The organism is Microbacterium sp. (assembly GCF_032084865.1).
Classification (GTDB): Bacteria; Actinomycetota; Actinomycetes; order Actinomycetales; family Microbacteriaceae; genus Microbacterium.
Genome location: NZ_DAMDLU010000189.1, coordinates 1 through 4,115, shown reverse-complemented (window position 1 = coordinate 4,115; position 4,115 = coordinate 1). Strand labels below are relative to the sequence as shown.

General features: G+C 71.1%; 3 protein-coding genes. 2 read left to right on the top strand and 1 reads right to left on the bottom strand.

What is annotated here, in order from left to right; genetic code table 11:
- Positions 1-28 precede the first annotated feature (28 nt).
- Positions 29-1,477: an NAD(P)H-quinone dehydrogenase gene (locus RT309_RS14045; RefSeq protein ID WP_313358025.1), complete on the bottom strand. Its 1,449-nt coding sequence runs from the start codon at positions 1,475-1,477 to the stop codon at positions 29-31.
- 48 nt (positions 1,478-1,525) lie between these two features.
- Between RT309_RS14045 and RT309_RS14040 the strand changes: the two genes are divergently transcribed.
- The gene (locus RT309_RS14040) at positions 1,526-2,359 is read left to right on the top strand and encodes a purine-nucleoside phosphorylase (RefSeq protein WP_313358023.1); all 834 of its coding nucleotides are present in this window, start codon (positions 1,526-1,528) and stop codon (positions 2,357-2,359) included.
- Positions 2,356-4,020 (top strand): phospho-sugar mutase, encoded by a 1,665-nt coding sequence (locus RT309_RS14035; RefSeq protein WP_313358021.1) that lies wholly within the window; start codon positions 2,356-2,358, stop codon positions 4,018-4,020. Before RT309_RS14040 ends, RT309_RS14035 begins: the two co-directional genes overlap by 4 nt.
- Positions 4,021-4,115 lie beyond the last annotated feature (95 nt).

Below are 4,115 nucleotides of genomic sequence, written 5' to 3'. Positions count from 1 at the left end.
GCGCCTTCTGCGTCTGCGGCGTGCGGTGTCAGACGACGCCGACCGCGTGCATCGCACGGGTCGCGTCGGTGATGCTGGTGGTGAGCGACGGGTACGCGGCGAACACCCGCGCGACCTGGTCGACGGTGAGGCGACGCTCGACCGCGATCGCGATCGGGTAGATCAGCTCGGATGCCCGCGGCGCGACGATCACGCCACCGACCACCGTTCCCGAGCCCCGCAGCGCGATGATCTTCACGAAGCCGTCCTTGATTCCCAGCATCTTCGCGCGGGGGTTGGCCGCCAGCGGCAGCTTGTGCGCGATGCCGTCGCCCTGCCCGTTCGCGATGTCCTGCTCGGAGAGGCCGACCGTCGCGATCTCGGGTGCGGTGAAGATGTTGGCGGTGATCTTGCGCACCTCGAGGGGGATCACGATGTCGCCGAACGCGTGGAACACGGCGGTGCGCCCCTGCATCGAGGCGACGGATGCCAGCGGAAAGAAGTTCGTGCAGTCGCCGACGGCGTAGACGTTGGGCACCGATGTGCGCGCCACGCGGTTGACGCGCACATGACCGGACTCGGTGAGCTCGATGCCCGCCTCCTCCAGGCCGATGCCGGCCGTGTTCGGGATCGACCCGACCGCCATCAGGCAGTGACTGCCCTCGACCGTGCGCCCGTCGGAGAGGGTGACCAGCACGCCGTCGTCAGTGCGCTTCACGCTGTCGGCGCGGGACTTGGAGAGCACCTGCATGCCGCCGCGCGTGAACACCTTCTCGAGCACCTTGGCGGCGTCCTCGTCCTCACCGGGCAGCACCTGGTCTCGGCTCGAGATCAACGTGACCTTCGCCCCGAGGTTCATGTACGCCGACGCGAACTCCGCACCGGTCACACCCGAGCCCACGACGATCAGGTGCTCGGGAAGCGCCTTCATGTCGTACAGCTGGGTCCAGGTGAGGATGCGCTCGCCGTCGGGCTTCGCCGACGGCAGCTCGCGCGGCGAGGCGCCGACCGAGACGACGATGGTGTCCGCCTCGACGCGGTCGAAGTCGGTGCCCCCAGGACCCGTGGAGACCACGATGGCGTTCGGCCCCTCGAGCCGGCCGTGTCCGGAGAGGATGCGCACACCGGCCTCGAGCAGGGTCGTGCGCATGTCCTCCGACTGCTGACCTGCGAGGGCGAGCAGCCGCTTGTTCACGGCGGCGAGGTTGATGGCGATCTCGGGCTTGAGCGGCCGGTCGTCCGCGCCGCGCGCGTAGAACTGCACGCCGAGGTCGGTCGCCCCGGCGATGGCGACCGCCGCGTCGGCGGTGGCGATGAGGCTCTTCGACGGCACCACGTCGGTGAGCACGGCCGACCCGCCCACGCCCACACGCTCGACGAGCGTGACATCCGCCCCCAGCTGCGCGGCGGCGATCGCCGCCTCGTACCCACCGGGACCGCCGCCGAGGACGGCGACGCTCTGCCTGTTCGCGAAGGAAGTCTGAGACATGAACTCCATTCTTCCGCAATCCTGGCCGCGGCCCCGCCACCTTCCTAGAGTGGAGGCATGCGTGACAACTCCGTGAACCCTCTGGACGACCCGACGGCCGATCCATTCGCCATCGCCGCCGACGCGGCCGCCGACATCGCTCGCCTGACAGGGGTCAACCACCACGACATCGCCCTGACCCTCGGCTCCGGCTGGGGCAAGGCCGCCGAACTGATCGGCGAGACCGTCGCCACCGTCCCCGCCACCGAGGTGACCGGCTTCTCGAAGCCCGCACTGGAAGGGCATGTGGGCACGCTGCGCAGCATCCGCACCCCGGGCGGCAGGAACGTGCTGGTGATCGGCGCCCGCACCCACTACTACGAAGACCACGGTGTGCGCCGTGTCGTGCACTCGGTGCGCACCGCAGCCGCCACGGGCGCTGCGATCATGGTGCTCACCAACGGCGCCGGCGGCATCCGCGAGACGTGGCAGCCCGGCCAGCCGGTGCTCATCAGCGATCACATCAACCTCACCGCCGACTCCCCGCTCGAGGGTGCCACCTTCGTCGACCTCACCGACCTGTACTCGACGCGTCTGCGCGACATCGCCCGCACCGTCGACCCCACTCTCGACGAGGGCGTGTACACCCAGTTCCGCGGCCCGCACTACGAGACGCCCGCAGAGGTGCAGATGGCGAAGGCGATCGGCGGACACATCGTCGGCATGTCCACCGCCCTCGAGGCGATCGCGGCCCGGGAGGCGGGAATGGAGATCCTCGGCCTCTCGCTCGTCACGAACCTCGCCGCCGGCATCCAGAAGACCCCGCTCAGCCACGAGGAGGTCATCGAAGCCGGCCGGGAGGCCGAGCCGGTGATCTCGGCGCTGCTGGCCCGAGTGATCGAGGCGCTGTGAGCGAGCGGCTGTCCCAGGCGCGCGCCTGGCTGCGACAGGACCCGGATGCCGAGACCCGTGACGAGCTCGCCGGAATCATCACCCGCGCCGCCGGCGGTGAGGCCGCGGCTCTCGCCGACCTCGAGGACCGCTTCGGCCGGCGCCTGGCCTTCGGCACCGCGGGCCTGCGCGGCGAACTGGGTGCGGGCAGCAATCGCATGAACCGGGTGCTGGTGACCCAGGCGGCCGCCGGCTTCGCGGGCTACCTGCTGCAACGGGCGACGACCCGCCCGACGGTGGTCATCGGCTACGACGGCCGGCGCAACTCCCGCCGCTTCGCGCTGGACTCCGCCGAGATCCTCGCTGGTGCGGGCCTGCGCGCGATCCTGCTGCCGCGGCTGCTGCCGACACCGGTGCTCGCGTTCGCCGTGCGTCATCTGCAGGCGGATGCCGGGATCATGGTCACGGCCAGCCACAACCCGCCGAACGACAACGGCTACAAGGTGTATCTCGGCGGCGACGACGGCGGTTCGCAGATCGTCGCGCCGGCGGATGCGCAGATCGCCGCGCACATCCAGCGCGTCGCCGATGCGGGCGATGTGGGACTGCTGCCGCGCTCGGATTCCTACCAGATCGCCGGTGAAGACGTCGTCGACGCATACATCGCGGCGACCGCGGCGGTGGCCCCCGCGCCCTTCGGCGTACAGGAGATGCGCTGGGTGTACACCGCCATGCACGGCGTGGGCTGGGAGACCTTCTCGCGCGTCGTCAAGGCGGCCGGCTACCCGGCACCGCGCATCGTCGACGCGCAGCGCGACGCCGACCCGACGTTCCCCACCGTCTCGTTCCCCAATCCCGAGGAGCCGGGCGCGATGGATCTCGCGGTCGCCCGAGCCCGGGAGGCCGATGCCGAGTTCATCATCGCGAACGATCCTGACGCCGATCGCCTCGCCGTCGCCGTCCCTGATGCCGCGGCCGACGGCGGCTGGCGCCGCCTGACCGGGAACGAGGTCGGGCTGCTGCTCGGCTGGCGCGCGGCACGAGCCGCGCAGGGCACACCCGGAGCGTCGCTCGCCTGCTCCCTGGTCTCGTCCCCCGGGCTGCGCGCGGTCGCCGAACGCTACGGGCTCGACTTCCACGAGACGCTCACCGGCTTCAAATGGATCTCCCGTGCGCCCGGCATGGTGTTCGGCTTCGAAGAGGCGCTGGGCTACCTGGTGAACCCCGACACCGTGCGCGACAAGGACGGCATCTCCGCCGCCGTCGCGCTGCTCGGACTCGCCGCCGAGGCACGGGTGCGCGAGACCGACATCGCCGGTCTGCTCGACGAGCTCGGCTCGGAGATCGGCCACTTCGCGAGCGGCCAGGTGTCGGTGCGCGTCGACGACCTGGCGCTGATAGGCGCGACGATGGCGTCTCTGCGCGCCCAGCCACCCGCGGCGTTCGGCACCCGCGCGATCGCATCGGCGGAGGATCTGGCCACCGGCGACGCGGGTGTGCCCGCCGGAGACGTGCTGCGCTACCGCCTCGACGACGGCTCGCGCGTGATCGTGCGTCCGAGCGGCACCGAGCCGAAGCTGAAGGTGTACATCGACGCCCGCGGCGACAGCCCGGCCGACGCCGCCGGCGCCGTCACGGGTCTCGAAGCCGCCGTGCGGGATCTTCTCGCCGAGCGACGCTGAGTGCTGGCGGTCATCGCGGTCGCGACGATCGTCGCGGCCGTCGTCCAGCGCGTCACCGGCCTGGCATTCGTGCTCGTGCTGATCGGCCCGATCGT

Bases quoted from the DNA above. Each gene is read 5' to 3' on its own strand.
- RT309_RS14045 (WP_313358025.1), bottom strand. From the start codon at position 1,477: ATGGAGTTCATGTCTCAGACTTCCTTCGCGAACAGGCAGAGCGTCGCC.
- RT309_RS14040 (WP_313358023.1), top strand. From the start codon at position 1,526: ATGCGTGACAACTCCGTGAACCCTCTGGACGACCCGACGGCCGATCCA.